Here is an 18,622-nt window from a genome sequence, read left to right on the forward strand (position 1 = left end):
AATTGCCCGAAATGGTTCGGAATGATAACGAAGCACCATGTCTTCCTGTGATACCTGTGTCGTCCGCAATCGTGCCATTTGCGCCGGACTCGACAACCGTGAGATTGAAGCGCTCAATCAGATCGGTCGACGCAGAGTGGTGACGGCGGGCGAACCGCTGATCTGGGAAGACGATGATTCGCTGCTCGTCGCCAATGTGATCGAAGGCGTCCTCAAGCTGACCACCAGCACGGAGGACGGGCGCGAGCAGATCGTCGGCGTTGCCTATCCATCGGATTTCATCGGCCGTCCGTTCGGACAGACCAGCAGCGCCAGCGTGGTCGCGCTGACCGATGCGCGTGTCTGCGTGTTCTCGCGCAACGATTTTGACCGCTTCGCCCGCGAACATCCCGAGCTTGAGCACAAGCTGCTGGAGCGCACTCTTGCGGAACTCGACCGCACGCGTTCGTGGATGATGCTCCTCGGGCGCAAGAACGCATCGGAAAAGATCGCGACATTCCTGCTGGAAATGTCCGATCGCCTGGCGGAAACGGGATGCACTCCAGCTTTCGGGCCTGCACGCCGTTTTTCACTGCCGTTTTCCCGCCAGCAAGTTGCTGACGTTCTGGGACTGACGATCGAAACGGTCAGCCGTCAGTTCACCAAGCTCAAGAATGAAGGCGTGATCGAACTTCCCTCGCGTCGCGAGGTGGAGATACTGAACCGGCAGGCGTTGGTCTCGCTCGCCGGTTGAATCCGGCTCCAGCGTTGGAAATGGAAAAGGCCGGCCCCTTGCGGGACCGGCCATTCTCTTGTCCGATCCCCGAAGGATCAGAACGACTTGCGCACGGTCATGCCGATCTTGCGCGGCGTGCCGACGTTGTAGCCGAGGCGTGCGCGGCCACCGCGTTCGCGGTCGAGCGAGAGCAGCGGCGTTTCGTTGAACAGGTTGTTGGCATAGACCAGAACCGACAGGCCGTTCTCCCAGTTCAGACCCGCCGAGATGTTGACGAGGTTGTAGCTTGGCAGCTGGTACGACCCGAAGTTGTAGGCGCCGCTGCCGTAGGCGCCGGTTGCCGGATTGAAGAACAGCGAGTTGCCGAACACGCCTGCGCCGGCCTCTTGATCCGAGGGCTGGGTGAAGCGGTTGCCGACATGCTGGAAGCTGGCATTGGCCGACAACTCCATGCCGCTAGACACTTCAGTGGTGTAACCGGCTGTTGCCGACATCTGGAACTTCGGCACGGTCGGCAGGCGGTTGCCGTCACGGATGCCCGCGATGATCGCGCCAGTGCCGTCCTTGACGCTGCTGTCGAACTGCGATTCGATCACCGAGCCGTTGACAGCGAGCGAGAAGCCCATGCCGAGGTCGGCAGCGAGTTCCATTTCGACACCGGTGGTGTGCGCCTTTGGCACGTTGAACACCACGCGCGACGAGCAGCTTCCGGCGTCGGCCGTGACCTGCAGGTTGCGGATATCGTTGTAGAACGCCGCCGCATTGAAGGTGACGGGGCCGCTGGCGAGCTTCACACCGGCCTCGTAGTTCCAAAGGGTCTCGTCCTTGTAGGTCTGGCTGTTACCGAAGATGACCTTGTCGTTGGCCGAGCAGAGCGGCAGGTTCAGCGGGTCGTTCACGCCACCAAGGCGGAAGCCTTTCGAAGCCTGCAGGTTGATCGAAAGATCCCGGCTCGGCTGATAGCTGACGATGAAGCGGGGATTGAACCCGTCGCTCTTGGTCTTGTCGGCAATCCGGCGGTCACCGTTGGCGAAGACGCCGCCCGAGATGAAATCGCGCGATTCCTTGAAGTCGTAGTAGCGACCGCCTGCGGTCATCTTGAAGTCGCCGATCTTGTAGCTGGCTTCACCGAAGATCGCGAACTGCTCGATGTCGTATGGGATATCGGCATTGTAAGGCGAGTTCGCGGGGAACCCGTTGGCGATCGCAGCGTCGGTCGACACGAACGGGGTCCGCAACGCCGGATTGGCGTTGGGAACGCGGCACGTGTTTTCGGCTTGGCACAGGGCGGCAAGGAACAGGTTGCCGAAGGCGTCGTAACCCGGGGTGGGCAGGCGCTGGGCGTATTTACGGTCGATCTTGCTGTAGAACCCGCCAAGTACCCACTGGAGTGGGCCCTTGCCTGACGAGGCCAGGCGCACTTCCTGGGTCCAGGTCTTCAGCTTGGTGCCATCGCGCAGGTTCGAAGGCAGGTTTGCGCCCGGCGCCACAAGCGGTTCCAAACCGGCGAACGAGACCGAGACCGAGCCGGTCAGGGCCGAAGCATCGCGGCTAACCAGAATATCGCGGTTGATATAGGTCGTGACGCTGGTGACCTCGATCGAATCCGAAACTGGAGCCGAGATCGTGAGGTCAGCCAAGGTGGTCTTGTCGCGGAAGCCTTCGCGCAGCTTCAGATACTGCGTGTTTTCCGGCAGCGCGGGAGCGCCAGCCAGCGGGCTCTGGTAGAAGTGGTACACGTCCGCGCGGTTGAAGCCGTTGGTCTTGATGTCCTGGTAGACGATGCGCGGCGTGATCTTCACGCCAGCAACAGGTTCGAACAGCACTGCTGCGCGAACGCCGTAGCGTTCGCCGTCGTTGATGTTCTTGCCGGCCGCCGGGCCGACTGCGTCGATAAAGCCGGCAAAGTGCTCGCCATACCCGACCACGCGCAGCGCGGCGTTCTCGCCCAGCGGCACGTTGACGGCGCCCTTGGCCGAATAGCCGACATCGCCGCCGTCGAGAACGTTGACGTCAGCGGCGACCTGGCCTTCGGTCTGGCCCAGCTTGGGCTGGTTGGTGATGTAGCGGACAGTGCCGCCCACCGAACCCGAACCGAACAGCGTGCCCTGCGGCCCGCGCAGCGTTTCCACGCGGTTGAGGTCGAACAGGTCGAAATCGGGGGTGAACAGCGACAGCGAGGTGACGGATTCGTCGAGATAGATGCCGACCTGTTCCTTCACGCCCGGCTGGTCGCGGACGATCTGGCCTGCCGATACGCCGCGCACGGAAACCTGGCTCTGGCCGGGCCCGAGGTTCTGGACAGTGAGGCCGGCGACCGAGCGCGAGATGTCTTCGATCGAGCTGGCGCCGGTCTTCTCGATGTCGGCTGCGGTCTGCGCGTTCACCGAGAACGGCACTTCCTGGATCGTCTGGGCGCGCTTGGTTGCGGTGACGACGATTTCGTTGCCGGTGCTGCCGTCTTCAGCCTTTGCTTCATCGGCGGACTGGGCGAGGGCGGGCGTCGCGATCACCAGCGAGGCGACGGACGAGAGCAGAATCCTGCGAATGCGGGCTGGGTTAGCCATTGTTGTATCCTCCCGAAATGGCGCAATTGTAGTTGCGATGGCAACTTGTTCGTTGACAAGTGCTGGAGTTCCCATGCGCTAGAGCAACGGTTCGGCGCAATCAGGCTTTGGGGAAGTTCCGCCTATTCAGCCACACCTGTGGCTGCGGCGCAACAGGCCTGAAATGCCCGGAATTGTTGGGATTTGTAAGTTGAACAAACAAAAAAGTGGCGGGCAGAAAACCAGCGAGGCGATCCCAGAACCTCGTGATTTCCTGCCCGCCGTCCCCTGATCCGGCGCGCGTGGGGGCGCCGGACGGGAAGGGGATTTCGTCAGAAGCGGTATGCGAGTCCCGCGCTCACGACCCACGGGTCAAGCGAGTGCTTGGTGGTCAGGACTTCGGCATTTCCGGCATAGAAGTGGGCGGTCGTGTCCTGGAAATACTTCTTGGCATCGATGCTGACACCGAGACCCTTGTCGTTGACCGGAATGTCCACCCCAGCCTGAAGGGCAAAGCCCACTTCGTTGGACATCTTGACCTTGGTCACGCCCAGGCCAGTGATGCTCGAACCAGGCTTTTCACCGAAGATCAGGAACATCGACGGACCGGCGCCCACATAGGGCTTGATCCCGCCGCCCATCGGCAGGTGATACTTCAGTGTCAGCGTGGCAGGGAGGACCAGCACGTGGTCGACGATGTTGGTAGCTGGCGCCAGGGCGCCAACGCCGCTGACATGGTGCTGGGTGAAGCAGCAGATCGTCTCGGCCGAGACGTTGGGCGTCAGGAAATATTCGACCGCCAGCGTCGGCACATAGTTGTCGTTGGCCTTGGTCTGCGCGCCGGTGGTCAGGCCCAGGGGGTCTTTCTTCACTTCCACGATCTTGCCGTCCGGAAGCACGCCAGTGCCGAGCACCTTGACCTGCAGCTTGCCTTCGGCCGAGCCGGCAAGGGCCGGTGCCGGTGCAAGAGCGGCGGCTGCGAAGGCCAGGGGCAGGGCGGCGGTAATCAGCTTCTTCATCGGTCTTGTCCTGCACCACGGATGGCCAGCCCCTCGCTGGCCCCAGATCGTCCGTGGCTTGGACAGCTTGATGCACAGCACCGAATCACGAGACATTGACGAAGCGCAAAAATGCGAAAACGCGATCTACGACCAAAGTATAAGGCTGATTTTGCGCGATTTGACTCTGGTCAATGTTCCTCCCCGCCCTTGGGTGCAGCGCGGCATGCACATCACTCATGGAAGGGAAGGCTCCATGGAATCGGCACTATCGCGCTCGGGCCTCTGGCTCGTTGCGCTCTTTATCGCCGTCGCCGCCTGCGCTGCAGCCGTCGACACGGGTTTCGCGATCCACATGGGCATCGTGGCACTGGCCTGCATCATCGGGCTGATCGTCACGCTGCGCGGGGTGGATCTGTCGAAGGCCATCCTCGCACCTGATCAGGGCCGCTACGACGACGACGTGATCCGCTGGGGCGTGATCGCGACCGTCTTCTGGGGCATGGCAGGGTTCCTGGCAGGGCTCTACATCGCACTGCAGCTGGCGCTGCCGGTCCTGAACCTCGGTCTTGAATGGACCGCGTTCGGCCGCCTGCGCCCGCTGCACACCTCTGCGGTCATCTTCGCTTTCGGAGGCAACGCGCTGATCGCCACGTCGTTCTACGTCGTGCAGCGTACTTGCCGGGCGAGGCTGGCCTTCCCCGGCCTCGCCCGTTTCGTGTTCTGGGGATACCAGCTGTTCATCGTGCTGGCGGCAACCGGCTATCTGCTCGGCATCACGCAGGGCAAGGAATATGCCGAGCCCGAATGGTACGTCGACCTGTGGCTGACCATCGTCTGGGTGGCCTACCTCGCGGTCTTCGTCGGAACGATCGTCAAGCGCACCGAACCGCATATCTATGTCGCCAACTGGTTCTACCTGTCGTTCATCGTGACCGTGGCGATGCTGCACATCGTCAACAACCTGAACTGGCCGGTCAGCTTCGTCGGCAGCCGCAGCTACCCGATCTTTGCCGGTGTGCAGGGCGCGCTGGTGCAGTGGTGGTACGGCCACAACGCGGTCGGCTTCTTCCTCACCGCCGGCTTCTTGGCGATGATGTACTACTTTGTTCCGAAGCAGGCCGAACGCCCGGTCTATTCCTACCGCCTGTCGATCATCCACTTCTGGGCGCTGATCTTCCTCTACATCTGGGCGGGTCCGCACCACCTTCACTACACCGCGCTGCCCGACTGGGCGCAGACGCTGGGCATGGTCTTCTCGGTCATGCTGTGGATGCCGAGCTGGGGCGGCATGATCAACGGCCTGATGACGCTCAACGGCGCCTGGGACAAGGTCCGGACCGATCCGATCATCCGCATGATGGTCATGGCGCTCGCCTTCTATGGCATGAGCACCTTCGAAGGCCCGATGATGTCGATCAAGTCGGTGAACAGCCTGTCGCACTATACCGACTGGACCATCGGCCACGTCCACTCCGGCGCGCTGGGCTGGAACGGCATGATCACCTTCGCGGCGGTCTATTACCTCGTGCCGCGCCTGTGGAACCGTGAACGGCTCTACTCGCTGCGCATGGTCAACTGGCACTTCTGGCTCGCGACCGTGGGCATCGTCTTCTACGCCGCCTCGATGTGGGTGGCAGGCATCACCCAGGGCCTGATGTGGCGCGAATATGGTGCCGACGGCTACCTGGTGAACAGCTTTGCCGAAACCGTCCTTGCGCTGAAGCCGATGTTCTTCCTGCGCGCCTTCGGTGGCCTGCTTTATCTCGCAGGAGCCGTGGTCATGACCGTCAACGTCTGGCGCACGATCCTTGGGGCGCTGCGTGACGAAGCACCGATGAGCGACGCCCCCTACGATCCCGAAAAGGACCGTCCGATCCTCGCCGCGCCTGCCGCAGCCTGATCAGACGCATCCGGAGAAAATCCCATGACGACAATCGTGGAAAAGCACAAGAAACTGGAGCGCAACGTGACGCTCCTCGGGCTCGCGGCCTTCGCGGCAGTGACCGTGGGCGGCATCGTCGAGATCGCCCCGCTGTTCTGGATCGACAACACGATCGAGAAGGTGGACGGCATGCGCCCCTACACCCCGCTCGAGCAGGCCGGACGCGACATCTATGTCCGCGAAGGCTGCTATGTCTGCCACAGCCAGATGATCCGTCCGTTCCGTGACGAGGTCGAACGCTACGGCCACTACAGCCTTGCAGCGGAATCGATGTACGACCATCCGTTCCAGTGGGGCTCGAAGCGTACCGGGCCTGACCTTGCCCGCGTCGGCAATCGCTATTCCGATGAATGGCACGTGCAGCACCTCAAGGATCCGCGCGCCGTGGTGCCGGAATCGATCATGCCGACGTACGCGCACCTTGCCGAGCATGACCTGAACCCGGGCGACATGACGGCAGAGTTGCGCACGCTCTACCAGGTCGGCGTGCCCTATTCGAAGACCGACATCGAGAAGGCCAACGAGGACCTCAAGGCCCAGGCCGATCCGAACGCAGACGCGACCGATCTGCTCAAGCGCTACCCCAAGGCGCAGGCGCGCGACTTTGACGGCGATCCGACGCGTCTGACCGAGATGGATGCGCTTGTCGCCTATCTCCAGATGCTGGGCACGCTTGTCGACGTGAACGCCCCTGCCGCGCAGGAGAAGCTCGCCAAGGAGAAGGGCCGATGAGCACCCACTCCACTTACGACATGCTGCGGCATCTCGCTGACAGCTGGGGCCTGCTGGTGATGACGGCCATTTTCGTGGGGTTGAGCGCATGGCCGTTCCGCCCCGGCGCCAAGCCGCTGAACCGCGAGGCTGCGAACTCGATCTTCAAGGACGAAACCGATGTCTGAGTCTAACAAGATTCCGGCCTCCGCCGGAGGGCGCATCGACGACGCAACCGGCGTCGAAACCGTCGGCCACGAATGGGACGGCATCGAGGAACTGAACAATCCCCTGCCGCGCTGGTGGCTGTGGTCCTTCTACGCCACGATCGTCTTCTCCATCGCCTACTGCGTGGTCTACCCGGCCTGGCCGATGATCGACAAGGCGACGGCGGGAACCTTCGGCTGGACCAGCCGCGGCCAGCTCGACCAGGAGATGAAGGCAGAAGCCGCGCGCAAGGCGGGGCTCTTGGCCGAACTCGACAAGGCCTCGATCGAACAGATCGCCGCTGATCCGCGCCTGCGCCGCGCCGCGATCGACGGTGGACGCGCCGCGTTCAAGGTCAACTGCATCCAGTGTCACGGCAATGGCGCCGCTGGCAGTGCGGGCTATCCCAACCTCAATGACGACGACTGGCTGTGGGGCGGCGATGTCGCCACGGTCCACCAGACGCTCGTCCACGGCGTGCGCCAGCCCGGCGACGACGTCACCCGCATGAGTCAGATGCCGGCCTTCGGGCGCGATGGCATCCTGACGCCGGCCCAAGTGCAGGACGTGGTCAGCCATGTCCGCGTGATCAGCGCGCAGGAGAAGCCGAGCGGTTCCTCGCAGCGCGGCGCCGAGATCTACGCCGCAAACTGCGTCGCTTGTCATGGCGCCAGCGGTGAAGGCGATCGGGCTTTTGGCGCGCCCAAGCTCAGCGATGCGATCTGGCTCTACGGTGGTGACCGCAAGGCGCTGACCCAGACGGTGACCAACGCCCGGTACGGCGTGATGCCATCGTGGGGCACGCGTCTCGATCCGGTGACGGTGAAGATGCTGGCCACTTACGTCCATTCGCTGGGCGGCGGCGAGGAAGCTCCCGCTCCTGCCGCAGCCCCTGCCGCTGCCAAATAACCCGAACACAGGACAACACGGTCATGACTGCGCACGATCCCAAACTTCGCGCGGACCACTCGAACGAAATCGGCCTCTACGAAAAGCGGAAAGGCGTTTTCCCGAAGGCTATCAACGGACCGTTCCGCCGCTTCAAGTGGCTGGTCATGATCGTGTGCCTGGGCATTTACTGGGGCACGCCGTGGATTCGGTGGGACCGCGGCCCCTATGCCCCCGACCAGGCGGTGCTGATCGATCTGGCGCACCGCCGGTTCTTCATGTTCGATATCGAAATCTGGCCGCATGAATTCTACTTCGTGGCAGGCCTGCTGATCATGGCCGGGATCGGCCTGTTCCTCGTCACCTCGGCGGTGGGTCGCGCCTGGTGCGGCTATGCCTGCCCGCAGACGGTGTGGACGGACCTGTTCCAGCACGTCGATCGCTTCATCGATGGCGACCGCAACGCCCAGCTGCGCCTGCAGAAGGCGCCGTGGACAGCCGGAAAGATCGGCAAGCGCGCGCTGAAGTGGACCATCTACCTCGCCATCAGCTTCGCCACGGGCGGGGCCTGGATCTTCTACTTCGCCGACGCACCGACGCTGCAATACGAATTCTGGACCGGCACTGCCGCTCCTGTCGCCTATGCCACCACATTCGTCCTGACGATGACGACCTTCATCTTCGGCGGCTTCATGCGCGAACAGGTCTGCGTATACATGTGCCCCTGGCCGCGCATCCAGACCGCGATGCTCGACGAGAAGAGCCTGATCGTCACCTACAAGGACTGGCGCGGCGAGCCGCGCGGCTCGGTCAAGAGCGCGGTCAAGGCTGCCACTCCGCTGGGTGACTGCATCGACTGCATGCAGTGCGTCGCCGTATGCCCGACCGGCATAGACATCCGCGAGGGGCCGCAGATCGGCTGCATCACTTGCGCGCTGTGCATCGACGCCTGCGACAAGGCCATGGCCGACGTCGGCCGCCCGCGCGGACTGATCGACTACTGCACGCTGGTCGATGCCGAAAAGGAGAAAAAGGGCGAGGAGCCCACCCCGGTCCTCAAGACCATCTTCCGTCCGCGCACGCTGATCTATCTCGGTGTGTGGTCGGCGATCGGCGCGGCAATGCTCTTCGCCCTTGGCCAGCGCGCCCGTCTCGACATTTCGGTGGCCAAGGACCGCAATCCCGAGTTCGTGACGCTGTCTGACGGGACAATCCGCAACGCCTACACGATCAAGCTGCGCAACATGGAAGAGCGCCCGCGCACCTTCCGCGTCGCGTTGGAAGGCCTTGAAGGCGCTGCCATGTTCACCGACGAGATGGACGCAGCCGCTGCCAAGCGCGATCTCACCTTCCGCGTCCCCGCCGACACCACGCAGCGCCTGCGCATCTACGTCGTTGCCCGGCGCCGTGGTGAACATGGCGAACACCGCCGCGACGGCCACGGTGAGGGCCATCATGACAGGGGCCACGGCGAATTCGCCTTCGTCCTCACGGCCCCCGATGACGAAGGCGGCATGGACCGCAGCGAAACCAGCTTCACCCTCCCTGAAGGACACGGCGAATGACCCAGAACAGCCGTACCGCTCGCCCGTTCACCGGCAAGCACATCACCCTGATCCTCGTCAGCTTCTTCGGCGTGGTCATCGCGGTCAACGTCCTCATGGCGCGGCTTGCCACGGAAACTTTCGGCGGGGTGGTGGTCGAGAATTCCTACGTTGCCAGCCAGCAGTTCAACGGCTGGCTCAAGGAAGCCAGCGCTGAGCAGGCGCTCGGCTGGAAAGCCGACATCGCCCGCGACGAGCAGGGCAGGGCGGCGATCACATTGCGCGACAGCAAGGGCAGCGCCATCGCTGCCGCCAAGGTCTCTGCCGTTGCCGAACATCCGCTCGGCCAGCGTCCGGAGACCGACCTGACCTTGCACGAACTTGCACCGGGCACTTACGCCGCCCCGCTCGAAGCCGGTCGCTGGCGCTTGCGGGTCATGGTCCAGGCCGAAGGCAAGGTGTGGCGCACCGTGGGTGAAGTGCTGTGACCGTCGCCGCCCGCCTTCGCGCTGTCCCTGACGATGCAGTCCACACTGTCCTCGCCGTGCCGGGCATGCACTGCGCCGGCTGCATGGGCAAGGTCGAGCGCGCGCTCGCCGCGCTCGACGGGGTGGCCAGCGCAAGAACCAACCTGACCGCACGGACGGTGGAAGTCATCCACGCCCCGGAGGTCGAGCCGCCAACGCTCGTGGCGACGCTCGCAGCTACCGGTTTCGATGCGCAGCCGCGCGAGATCGAGGCCGAACCCGTTTCGGCCGTCAGGCCACTTCTCGCCCCACTCGGCGTCGCCGCCTTTGCCTGCATGAACGTCATGCTCATGTCGGTCAGCGTCTGGTCGGGCGCCGACGGGACGACGCGATCGCTGTTCCACTGGGTCTCGGCGATGATCGGGGTGCCCGCCATCGTCTATGCCGGCCGCCCGTTCTTCGCTTCGGCCTGGAAGGTGCTGCGCCATGGCAGGACCAACATGGACGTGCCGATCTCCATCGGCGTGACCATCGCCACCGGATTGTCGTTCTACGAAACCCTGACCGGCGGGGCAGAGGCCTGGTTCGACGGCGTGCTCATGCTGCTGATGTTCCTGCTGGCAGGGCGCGTGCTCGATGCGATGATGCGCGATCGCGCGCGTTCGGGCGTCGATGCCCTGTTGCGCCAGGTCGCCAGTGGCACGATGGTCGTTGAGGCGGATGGCGCAACCCGCTGGCTCGACACGAAAGCCCTGCAGCCCGGCATGCTCATGCGCGTCGCGGCGGGCGAGCGTCTTGCCGCCGATGGGGAAGTCCTGCGCGGCACCACGCGCTTCGACCAGTCGCTGCTGACCGGCGAAAGTGCGCCCGTCGAAGCCGCGCCCGGCACGGTCGTTCACGCCGGGACACTGAACGTCGATGCACCGGTCGACGTGCGCGTTACCGCCATCGGGCAAGATACCGCCCTGTCCGAAATCGCCCGCCTGATGGAGGCGGCCGGGCAATCGCGCTCGAAGTTCGTGCGCATCGCCGATCGCGCCTCGCGCCTCTATGCCCCTGCTGTCCACACGCTGGCGGCGCTCACCTTTGCCGGATGGATGATCGCGGGCGCTGGCGTCTACCAGTCGCTGGTCATCGCCATTGCGGTGCTGATCATCACCTGCCCTTGCGCGCTCGGCCTTGCCGTCCCGGTAGCGCAAGTCGTAGCGGCAGGCGCGCTGCTGAAGCGCGGCATTCTGGTCAAGGACGGCTCCGCGCTCGAACGCATGGCCGAGGTCAACCGTATCCTGCTCGACAAGACCGGTACGCTCACGCTCGGACGCCCCGTGCCGGACGAAGTCGCGCTCGGCGCATTGACGGAAGCGCAAGGCTCGGTCGTCATGGCCCTTGCCAGCCATAGCCGCCACCCGCTGTCGCTCGGCCTGGTGCAAGCCCTTGGTGCCCGCGGCGTGCGGGCCGCAGTTGTCGAAGATGTGCGCGAGGAAGCAGGGCAGGGCATCACCGCCCGCTGGAACGGTCTGGCGGTCGCGCTGGGCCGTCCTGCCTCGTCGCAGGGCATGGCCACGGCGTTCCGCATCGAAGGCGATGCCGTCCGCGTCATTCCCTTTGCTGACCGTCTTCGCCCCGATGCAGATGAGGCTCTGGCGCAGTTGAAGGCTCTGAATGTCGATCCTTCGATCCTTTCCGGAGACTCGGTCCCGGCAGTGGCGGCGGTAGCCCGCGCCACCGGTCTGACGGCGCAAGCCGCAGCTTCTCCTGCCGACAAGCAGGAGGCTCTCCAGCGCCTGCAACGCGTCGGCTGGAAGGTGATGATGGCCGGCGACGGCCTGAACGACGGCCCGGCGCTCGCGGCAGCAAACGCCTCCATCGCGCCCGGTTCGGCCAGCGATGTCGGGCGGCAGGCGGCGGACATGGTGTTCACCGGAGACTCGCTCCTCGCCGTCCCTCGCGCGATCCGCGTCTCGCGGGCGACCATGCGCGTGGTCCGGCAGAACTTCGCGCTCGCCATCGGCTACAATGTGCTGGCTGTGCCGCTGGCTATCCTCGGCCACGTCACCCCGCTGATCGCCGCCGTCGCCATGTCGACCAGCTCGCTGATCGTCGTCGCCAATTCGCTGCGCCTTGCCGGAGAGACGAAATGAACGGCATCGCCTTCATGCTCCCCATCGCACTCGGCATGGGGCTGTTCGGACTGGCCGGGTTCTTCTGGGCCTTGAAGCGCGGGCAATTCAGCGATCTCGATGGCGCCGCCGCGCGCATCCTGATCGAGGAAGAGGATCAGCCATGAACCGCCTCATGCGCCTGTTCGCGCCATTGGCCGTGCTGCAGATGGCCATGCCGTCGCCCGGCCACGCCAGCGTCATGATGGTTGCGTCGTGCGGCGGAACCGGCGCACCGATACCGATCCGCATCCCTGCCAAGGATGATGGCAGCAAAAATCTGCCCTGCTGCAAGGTTTGTCATATCTCAATGCGCAAGCGCACGGGCACCGATAGCTGTTGCGGAAATGGAGACGACGGAGAAGGTGAAGGCGATGGCTGCTGACATGATGACGGGGCCTGAAGTCTTCGGCCAATGGACCTACTGGCCAGAGCTGCTCGAACGCCCGGTTCCGCGCTACACCAGCTATCCCACCGCTGCCGAGTTCGTCGAGGAGAGCTTCGAGGACCGGCAGCGTGAAGCGTTGAAGGCCCTGCGCGGCACGGTCTCGCTCTATCTCCACATCCCTTATTGCCGTGAGATATGCTGGTACTGTGGCTGCAACACTGGCGCAGCCAACAAGACCCAGCGCCTCGCCGCCTACATGGAAGCGCTGCATCACGAGATCGACTTGGTCTCGCGCTTGCTGCACTCGTCGGTCAAGGTTTCGCGCATCGCCTTCGGCGGCGGCAGCCCCAACGCCATCAAGCCGACCGATTTCGTCCGCCTCGTCGACAAGTTGACCCTCAGCTTCCGCCTCGCCAATCCGGTGCTGTCGATCGAGCTCGATCCGCGCACGCTCGAGCCCGGCTGGTTCATGGCGATCCGCGGCATCGGCGTGATCAAGGCCAGCCTCGGCGTGCAGACGCTCGATGCCCGCGTCCAGCAGGCGATTGGCCGCGTTCAGCCGCGTGACGATATCGATCGCGCGGTTGCAGGCTTGCGCAAGGCCGGCGTCGATTCCATCAATTTTGACCTCATGTACGGCCTGCCGTTCCAGAACGACGATATCCTCAGCCAGACGCTGGACCAGTCGATCGCCATGGGTGCCGATCGCTTCGCCTTGTTTGGCTATGCCCATGTGCCCCACATGATCCCGCGCCAGCAGCGGATCGATGCCAGCGAACTGCCAGACCAGCGCGCGCGCTTCCGCATGGCCGCCGAAGGCTATCAGCGCCTGATCAGTGCCGGGTACCAGGCCGTCGGCTTCGATCACTTCGCCCTGCCGGACGATGACCTTGCCATCGCCTCGCGCGCGGGCACCCTGCGCCGCAATTTCCAGGGCTTCACCGAAGACCAGTCCGAAGTGCTCATCGGCCTTGGCGCATCATCGATCAGCGAATTCCCCGAGCTTTACGTGCAGACCGAGAAGAACGCCGGCCGCTATCGCATGCTGGTCGGCGCCGATCAGTTGCCGGGACGGAAGGGCGTGGTCCGCACGGCCGAGGATCACCGCCGCGGCGCGATCATCAACGACATCCTCTGCCGGGGCAGGGCGCAGATCGACTCCGATCTTCTGGCCATGAACCGCAGCCGGCTGGAGCCATTTATCGCACGCGGCCTCGCCCGTCTCGAAGGCAACGTGCTGAGCCTGTTGTCGGGCAACGAGCCCTACGCCCGTTCGATCGCCTCGGTGTTCGACGCCTATCGCACCGGTGAGCGGCAATTCAGCTCGGCAGTGTGAAGTTCCAGTTGTTCTGCGTTCCCCAAGAATAGCTATGCGCCTGCCCTTAGCAGGTGCACAATCCGGCTGAGTCGCGTTAAGTCCGCTTCACCAAACGAAGCGCGCAACCGTTCTGCGCCAGGGGAGACGCCATGAAGCCGATCGAATCCATCATGCGCACCGCGCCGGTCATCCCGGTTCTGGTGATCGAGGACGTCGACCACGCGCTTCCTGTCGCCCGCGCGCTCGTGAAGGGCGGCCTGCGCGTGCTCGAGGTTACCTTGCGCACGCCCGCCGCTCTCGACGTCATCCATGCGATGAAGGCGGTTGAAGGCGCCATCGTCGGGGCGGGCACTGTCACCAACCCCGATGAGTTGAAGGCCGCGATCGACGCAGGCGCGGAATTCATCGTCTCCCCCGGCCTGACCGAGAATCTTGGCAAGGCCGCCGTGGCATCGGGCATCCCCTTCCTGCCCGGCATTTCCTCTGCGGGCGACATCATGCGCGGTCTCGACCTCGGCCTGAACCACTTCAAGTTCTTCCCGGCTTCCACGTCGGGTGGACTTCCCGCGCTCAAGGCGCTCGCTGCGCCGTTCTATCAGTGCAAGTTCTGCCCCACCGGCGGCATTACCGCCGCCACCGCGCCTGATTGGCTGGGTTTCGACCCGGTCCTGTGTGTCGGTGGCAGCTGGGTGGTCGGCAAGGGCACGCCCGATGAAGCAGCGATCGAAGCCGCAGCGCGCGAAGCCTCGGCTTTGGGGAAGTAACGAATTCAAGGGAATACAAGGGCCATGAAGACGGTCGCCAAGCTCAAGGCCAGGTTGCAGAAACTCCATGAGCGGACGGCGGAAACGCCGCTGTTCAACCCGGTCTTCCAGCTCAGCCACGATCTTTCGCGGTCGCTGGAGGGTGGCGACCTTTCGCTGTCAGACATCGATGCCCTTGTCGCGGAACTGGAATGCGAGGCGCTGAAGAGCCGCGCGGCCCGGCTCAAGCGTCTCGTCGCGCCCACAGCGGCTACCGAGAACCTTGCCACTATCGAGGCGCTGAACCCGGAAGAGGCGGGCTTTTCGGAATTCCGCCAGCGTTGGGAAAAGCCGCTGCTCCACGCGGTGTTCACAGCGCACCCGACTTTCCTGCTCAGCCCGGCACAGTCCGATGCGGTGGCGACGGCCGCCCTGTCCGACGATCCGCAGGCCTCGACCGTCTGCACCGTCCCGCACGAGGGGCCGAAGATCACGCTCGAATTCGAGCATGTCGAGGTGTGCAACGCGATCGAGCGTGCCGCCAAGGCACGTGACGCGATCAACGCCACGCTTCTCGGCCACGCCCGCCAGCGCTGGCCCGGGCGCTGGCTGGATTTCAAGCCTTTGCCGTTCCGCTTCGCCACGTGGGTCGGCTACGACATGGACGGCCGCACCGACATTGGCTGGACCACTTCCATCGCCTTCCGCCTGCGCGAAAAGGCGCTGCGCCTTGGCAGCTACGCCGCCTCCCTGCGCGGCATCGACGAGGCACACCCGCTCCTCGCCACGCTCGATGCGGCGCACGCCCATTCGGCGGAAATGGCCGAGCTGTTCTCCTCGCCGCTCGACAGCCCCGAAGCGCTTGCCGCTGCCGCCAACCGCCTGAGCGCGGACCACGAGGCCAAGCTTCTCAGCCTTGCTCCGCTGATCGAGGCGCTGGAAACCGAGGCACGGAATGCGGACGAGGCCAAGGCCATCCCGCTTGCCACGCTCGCTGCTGCCATGCGCGCCGATGGCCTCGGCATCGGCTGGATCCACTTCCGCGTGAACTCGTCGCAGCTGCTCAACGCCTTGCGCCGCCGGATCGACCCCGAAGGCACGCTGGACCTCGGCAGCAAGAGCGCGCTGTCGCGTCTGCGCGAGCTGCTGGCCGACGTGAAGCCGCTGCGCGTCAACTTCGCTGCTTTGGCGATCGAAACCAGCACCGCGATGCGCCAGTTTCTGGTCATGGCGAAGATGCTCCAGCACATCGACGCCGACGCGCCGATCCGCATGCTGATCGCCGAATGCGAGCAGCCGCAGACAGTGCTTGCCGCGCTCTATTTCGCCAAGCTGTTCGGCATCGAAGGCAAGGTCGATGTCTCGCCCCTGTTCGAGACAGAGGCCGCGCTGGAACATGGCGGTCGTTTCCTCGAAGCGCTGCTTTCGGAAGAATCCTACCGCAGCTACGCCCGCCTGCGCGGCCGCGTCTCGATCCAGACCGGCTTTTCCGACGCCGGCCGCTTCATGGGCCAGATCCCCGCCGCGCTCGCCATCGAACGCCTGCAGGGCCGCCTTGCCGAAGCGATGAAGGCCAATGGCCTGACAGACGTCGCCGCGCTGATCTTCAACACTCATGGCGAATCCATGGGCCGCGGCGCGCATCCCTCGGGCTTTGCCGACCGTCTCACGTGGCCGCTCTCCGGCTGGGCCCGCCGTCGCTTCGCCCGCGCAGGCGTGACGATCGAGCCGGAAGCCAGCTTCCAGGGTGGTGACGGCTACCTGTTCTTCCGCAACGATGAACTCGCCCTCGCCACGCTCACCCGCATTGCCGAGCACGAGGCACGCGATCAGGACCTGTCGGCCAAGGACCCGTTCTACGATCGCACCGATCTCAGCCTCGATTTCTATCGCTCGATCCGCCGCGTTCAGCGCGAACATCTCGAAAGCGCCACGTACTCGCGCGCTCTGACCGCCTTCGGCCTCGGCCTGCTCAAGGGCACCGGCAGCCGCGTCTCGCGCCGCCAGTCCGATATCGGCGCCGACCGCACGATGAGCCTGCGCCAGATCCGGGCGATCCCGCACAACGCCATCCTTCAGCAGATCGGCTACCCGGTGAACGTTGTCGCCGGGGCGGGGACTGCGGCTGGCGAGGAGATGGAATCGGTCGCCGAACTGCTCGGACGGTCTGAACGCGGCAACCAGCTGGTCCGCCTGCTGCGCGCTGCCAACGGTCTCGCCTCGATCAAGACCGTGGCTGCGTACGGTGAACTGTTCAACTCCGCCTACTGGGCCAGCCGCCCCTATCGTGGCACCGAAACGGCGCTTGAGGGCGCGTGCCTCGCGCTTGCCGAATATCTAACCAAGGATGACAGGGCCGGAGTATTCCGCCGCCTGACCTCGCGCCTGCGGGTCGATTGGATGAAGCTCCACCGCCTGCTCTCGCTGGTGCCGGGGCAGAAGGCCGGGCGCGATGCCGCGCAGGACGCTGACCGCCGCAACATCGGCCTGCTTCAATCGGTGCGTCTCGCCCTGTTGATGCACATGTTCATTCGCGCCGTGCAGGTCCCGCCCTTCGCCCGTTCGAACGACGTCAGCCGCGAGGACGTGCTGGAGATGGTCCTCTCGCTGCGCGTCGACGATGCGCTGGCCCAGCTGCGCCGCGCCTATCCGGTGATCGAGCCCGAGATCACCGATTTCCCGGTGGACGAGCCGACCGACTATCCGGACCATCGCGGCGAGGACTACGGCGCCATCCGCGCCCGCTTCATAGACCCGATCGACCGCGCCCACGCCCTCAACATCCGCGTCGCCGTAGCCATTGCCAACTACTTCGGCGCCCACGGGTAACAGGAAAAAGCCCACCCCCGACCCCTTCCGCCTGCGGGAAAGGGGTGGGCGTTCAATTACCCCACAAACGAACGCCCATGCCGCACCGGTGCCTTCGCGGCACTGAACACCGCCCCGGCTGACAGCCTGCTGCCGCGAACGACGAGCATGACCTTGTCGCCCTGTTCCAGCGTCACGTCCTCGCCGGGGTGCTGGATCGACTGGCCGCTCGTCCGATCGATCTGCACCACGAAGAATGCGCCGTCGCCGCGTCGCTCGGCCTCGCCGACGGTCTCGCCGGTGAGGGCGCTGTCCGCGCCCATCTCCACCATCTCGATGTCCAGCCCGAAATCGTGCAGGTTGCGCCGCACCGCGCCGATGTCGTCCAGCTGTCCGGTAGCGGGGTAGAGGATCATCTCGACAATGCGCTCGGCGCCGATATGCGTGGGCATCACCACCTTGTCGGCGCCGGCGTGGAACAGCTTGTTCTCGGTCGTCGGCGCCTCGCCGCGGGCGATGATCTCGATTGCGGGATTGAGATTGCGCGCCGATAGCGTGATGAAAACGTTCGCCGCGTCGTCGGGCAGGACCGATGCCAGCACCTTCGCCCGCGCGATCCCCGCAGCCTTGAGCGTCTCCTCGTGCGTTGCTTCGCCAACCATGCACAGAAAGCCCTGCGCCTTGGCATCCTCGGCCTTGGCATGGTCTCGCTCAAGGATCAGGAAAGGCTTCTTAGCCTCGGTCATCGCCTTGGCCAGTTGCACGCCGATGCGGCCGTAACCGCAGATGATCACATGGCCGGTCAGCTTTTCTATTTCGGTCATCATCTTGTCCAGACCCAGCAGGCGGCGGAATTGGAAGAGTGTGAACACCTGAACCAGCGCACCGGTCAGCACGATCATTCCGGTGCACCCCAGCATGATCGTCGCGCTCGTCCACCAGCGCAGGAACAAGGTGTCGACCGGGCGGATCTCGCCATAGCCGACGGAGAACACGGTCAGCAGCACCATGTAGGCGGCATCGCCGAACGGCCAGCCCGCATAGACAAACCCGCACGTCGACACGACATAGACGGCGAGAACAAAGATCAGCGTCCCCGTCAGCAGGCGCAGCGGCGACCCCAGCACCGAATTTGCCCCCTGCGTCAAGGCAGAGCTGTCATCATCGCGTATCATTCACAGCCCC

At 64.5% G+C, this 18,622-nt stretch carries 16 protein-coding genes; 13 read left to right on the forward strand and 3 right to left on the reverse strand.

Annotated features, from left to right (window positions below; genetic code table 11):
• The first annotated feature begins 37 nt into the window (after positions 1–37).
• Positions 38–733, forward strand: coding sequence for a Crp/Fnr family transcriptional regulator (locus tag AC1Q5P_RS11855; RefSeq protein ID WP_039335157.1), 696 nt, complete (start codon positions 38–40; stop codon positions 731–733).
• Between the two features lie 77 nt (positions 734–810).
• On the opposite strand, the gene AC1Q5P_RS11860 is transcribed toward AC1Q5P_RS11855, so the two are convergent.
• A complete protein-coding gene (locus AC1Q5P_RS11860) occupies positions 811–3,282 on the reverse strand; it encodes a TonB-dependent receptor (RefSeq protein ID WP_492519042.1) in 2,472 nt (823 codons plus the stop codon).
• Between the two features lie 311 nt (positions 3,283–3,593).
• On the reverse strand, positions 3,594–4,280 hold the full coding sequence (locus tag AC1Q5P_RS11865; protein WP_062343624.1) for an OmpW/AlkL family protein: 687 nt from the start codon (positions 4,278–4,280) through the stop codon (positions 3,594–3,596).
• Positions 4,281–4,515: 235 nt separating this feature from the next.
• Between AC1Q5P_RS11865 and ccoN the strand changes: the two genes are divergently transcribed.
• The 12 genes from ccoN (at position 4,516) to AC1Q5P_RS11925 (ending at position 17,458) form a co-directional block, all read left to right on the forward strand.
• On the forward strand, positions 4,516–6,162 hold the full coding sequence (ccoN, locus tag AC1Q5P_RS11870; RefSeq protein WP_062343625.1) for a cytochrome-c oxidase, cbb3-type subunit I: 1,647 nt from the start codon (positions 4,516–4,518) through the stop codon (positions 6,160–6,162).
• Positions 6,163–6,186: 24 nt separating this feature from the next.
• A complete protein-coding gene (gene ccoO, locus AC1Q5P_RS11875) occupies positions 6,187–6,936 on the forward strand; it encodes a cytochrome-c oxidase, cbb3-type subunit II (protein ID WP_039335152.1) in 750 nt (249 codons plus the stop codon).
• A complete protein-coding gene (locus tag AC1Q5P_RS11880; RefSeq protein WP_039335150.1) occupies positions 6,933–7,103 on the forward strand; it encodes a cbb3-type cytochrome c oxidase subunit 3 in 171 nt (56 codons plus the stop codon). Before ccoO ends, AC1Q5P_RS11880 begins: the two co-directional genes overlap by 4 nt.
• A complete protein-coding gene (gene ccoP, locus AC1Q5P_RS11885; RefSeq protein WP_492519043.1) occupies positions 7,096–8,031 on the forward strand; it encodes a cytochrome-c oxidase, cbb3-type subunit III in 936 nt (311 codons plus the stop codon). The genes AC1Q5P_RS11880 and ccoP overlap by 8 nt, the downstream gene beginning before the upstream one ends.
• A 23-nt stretch (positions 8,032–8,054) precedes the next feature.
• On the forward strand, positions 8,055–9,575 hold the full coding sequence (ccoG, locus tag AC1Q5P_RS11890) for a cytochrome c oxidase accessory protein CcoG (protein WP_492519044.1): 1,521 nt from the start codon (positions 8,055–8,057) through the stop codon (positions 9,573–9,575).
• Positions 9,572–10,042, forward strand: coding sequence for a FixH family protein (locus AC1Q5P_RS11895; protein WP_492519045.1), 471 nt, complete (start codon positions 9,572–9,574; stop codon positions 10,040–10,042). The genes ccoG and AC1Q5P_RS11895 overlap by 4 nt, the downstream gene beginning before the upstream one ends.
• Positions 10,039–12,162, forward strand: coding sequence for a heavy metal translocating P-type ATPase (locus AC1Q5P_RS11900; protein WP_492519046.1), 2,124 nt, complete (start codon positions 10,039–10,041; stop codon positions 12,160–12,162). The genes AC1Q5P_RS11895 and AC1Q5P_RS11900 overlap by 4 nt, the downstream gene beginning before the upstream one ends.
• Complete coding sequence (ccoS, locus tag AC1Q5P_RS11905; RefSeq protein WP_039335141.1) at positions 12,159–12,308, forward strand: cbb3-type cytochrome oxidase assembly protein CcoS; 150 nt, start codon at positions 12,159–12,161, stop codon at positions 12,306–12,308. Before AC1Q5P_RS11900 ends, ccoS begins: the two co-directional genes overlap by 4 nt.
• Positions 12,305–12,565, forward strand: a complete 261-nt coding sequence (locus tag AC1Q5P_RS11910) for a hypothetical protein (RefSeq protein ID WP_039335139.1) — start codon at positions 12,305–12,307, stop codon at positions 12,563–12,565. The genes ccoS and AC1Q5P_RS11910 overlap by 4 nt, the downstream gene beginning before the upstream one ends.
• A complete protein-coding gene (hemN, locus tag AC1Q5P_RS11915; RefSeq protein WP_492519047.1) occupies positions 12,555–13,904 on the forward strand; it encodes an oxygen-independent coproporphyrinogen III oxidase in 1,350 nt (449 codons plus the stop codon). The genes AC1Q5P_RS11910 and hemN overlap by 11 nt, the downstream gene beginning before the upstream one ends.
• Positions 13,905–14,035: 131 nt before the next feature.
• Positions 14,036–14,650: a bifunctional 4-hydroxy-2-oxoglutarate aldolase/2-dehydro-3-deoxy-phosphogluconate aldolase gene (eda, locus tag AC1Q5P_RS11920; protein WP_039335137.1), complete on the forward strand. Its 615-nt coding sequence runs from the start codon at positions 14,036–14,038 to the stop codon at positions 14,648–14,650.
• 24 nt (positions 14,651–14,674) lie between these two features.
• Positions 14,675–17,458: a phosphoenolpyruvate carboxylase gene (locus AC1Q5P_RS11925; protein ID WP_193827998.1), complete on the forward strand. Its 2,784-nt coding sequence runs from the start codon at positions 14,675–14,677 to the stop codon at positions 17,456–17,458.
• A gap of 56 nt (positions 17,459–17,514) precedes the next feature.
• On the opposite strand, the gene AC1Q5P_RS11930 is transcribed toward AC1Q5P_RS11925, so the two are convergent.
• Positions 17,515–18,612 (reverse strand): potassium channel family protein, encoded by a 1,098-nt coding sequence (locus AC1Q5P_RS11930; RefSeq protein ID WP_492519048.1) that lies wholly within the window; start codon positions 18,610–18,612, stop codon positions 17,515–17,517.
• Positions 18,613–18,622: the final 10 nt, after the last annotated feature.

It is taken from the genome of Novosphingobium sp. GW835-FHT14H07 (genome assembly GCF_058793515.1).